Genomic DNA, 1,560 nt, shown 5'->3' with positions numbered 1-1,560 from the left:
CGGCCAGCCTTCCCGCGGAACCGCTGATCACCGCGGTCACGCTGGCCGAGCTTTCGGTCGGGCCGCTGGTCGCGACGACGGACGGGGAACGCGCCGCCCGCCAGGCTCATGTTCAGCAGGCAGAGGCCGACTTCGACCCGTTGCCCTTCGACGCGCCGGCGGCCCGGGCGTTCGGACGTGTGGCGGCCTCGCTGCGGCGGGCTGGCCGCAAGCCGTCGGCCCGTGCCTATGACGCCATGATCGCGGCGACGGCCCTGTCCAACGATCTCCCGGTGTACACGTGCAATCCCGCCGATTTCGCCGGCATCGATGGACTCACGGTTATCGCGATCCCTGTACCGGATGCGCCCAGTCCGTAGAGCATTCGCCTCATGGCTCTCCCTGGCTCTCGTGGCCAGGAAACCCCAGAGCAGGCCGGGGCGGTACTGGATACGTTTGAGTGCGGTCTTGGTGACACGGATCAGATGATCCAGGCCGAGCGCAGCCAGGTTGGCCAGGACACCGGTCTTCAGATAAGCCCAGATCCCTTCGGCAGGGTTGAGTTCGGCCTGGTCGAGGACACCCAGATGCAGCAGATCGCGCTGATGAACGACGAGGCCCGCTTCGGCCAGGTCGCCGACGACCGGCTCGACGACATCGTCGCCGAGAACGCCGAGCGCAACACCGAGTTCATGAAGCTCTACTTCGACAACACCGAGTTCCAGAAGGCCATCAAGGAAGCCGCCCGCAAGCGCGCCTACCGGATCATCACCGAGCCCGCCCGTGACGAGGCCCTGGCCCGCCTCCGCGCCGAGATGCTCCGCGAAACCACCGGATCCGGCCCCGCCGGCATCGACTGATACATACCGACGGGACTGCGAGGGGGGAAGCGTGGCGGACACCGACGCGGCCAGCCCGGCGGGCGAGCCAGACGGAAAGCGGCGGTTCGCCGGGCGCTACCGGGTTGACGGCGAGCTCGGCCGCGGTGGGATGAGTCAGGTCTTCTACGGCTACGACGAGCGTCTCGACCGGCCCGTCGCCATCAAGGTGCTCAGGCAGTCCCACCCCGGCCAGGTCCCGACCTCGCCCGACAGCCCGGAGGCCGTCGAGCTCCTCGACCAGCTGGAACGCGACCGCAGGCGGTTCCTCCGCGAGATCCGCACCACCGCCCAGCTCGAACACCCCGGCATCCCGGCCGTCTACGACACCGGCTCCGAGACGAACCGCGACGGCAGCCCCCGGCTCTTACTCCCTCGGCTGCCTGCTCTACGAGCTCCTCACCGGCGACCTCCCGTTCTACGAGACCGCCGACCTGTCGCTACGCGCCCAGCACGTCCAGACGCCCGCGCCACCGGTCCATGCCCGCCGCCGCGGCCTCCCGCTCGCACTCCGCGCCCTGGTCGCCGCCATGCTGGCGAAGGTGCCCAGGGAGCGCCCCACCGCAGATGCCGTCTACGACACCCTCGTCCCACTGGTCACAGATCCCGCCCATGCGGGCACGCCCGGCGGTGTCGGCGGGCGAGACGGCCGAGCCAGGCCGACCGGTGACCCGACCGACGACAGCCGTGACCCGACCCGCCC

The 1,560-nt window shown here is 70.1% G+C and carries 3 protein-coding genes and 1 pseudogene; 2 read left to right on the top strand and 2 right to left on the bottom strand.

Going from position 1 to position 1,560, the window contains the following annotated elements:
* A partial coding sequence (locus DD1DGNOD_RS20490; RefSeq protein ID WP_131770849.1) for a type II toxin-antitoxin system VapC family toxin occupies window positions 1–359 on the top strand: 359 nt, incomplete at its 5' end.
* 36 nt (window positions 360–395) lie between these two features.
* Here DD1DGNOD_RS20490 and DD1DGNOD_RS31370 read toward each other — a convergent pair.
* Window positions 396–545, bottom strand: a pseudogene (locus DD1DGNOD_RS31370) (IS630 family transposase); the annotation flags it as partial.
* Between the two features lie 21 nt (window positions 546–566).
* Here DD1DGNOD_RS31370 and DD1DGNOD_RS20480 point away from each other — a divergent pair.
* Entirely contained in the window at window positions 567–839 is a 273-nt protein-coding gene (locus DD1DGNOD_RS20480) for a hypothetical protein (RefSeq protein WP_206443336.1), read from the top strand.
* 458 nt (window positions 840–1,297) lie between these two features.
* Here the strand turns inward: DD1DGNOD_RS20480 and DD1DGNOD_RS27365 are convergent.
* The coding region (locus DD1DGNOD_RS27365) for a hypothetical protein (protein WP_165036925.1) at window positions 1,298–1,560 on the bottom strand (263 nt) is incomplete at its 5' end.

The organism is Candidatus Protofrankia californiensis (assembly GCF_900634765.1).
In the GTDB taxonomy this organism is placed as follows: Bacteria; Actinomycetota; Actinomycetes; order Frankiales; family Frankiaceae; genus Protofrankia; species Protofrankia californiensis.
The sequence above is the reverse complement of the archived record's forward strand: the minus strand, read 5'-3'. Positions and strand labels throughout refer to the sequence as shown.

What these genes read in the sequence shown, in the direction of transcription:
- DD1DGNOD_RS20480 (WP_206443336.1), top strand. Translation starts at nt 567, where the DNA reads ATGCAGCAGATCGCGCTGATGAACGACGAGGCCCGCTTCGGCCAGGTC.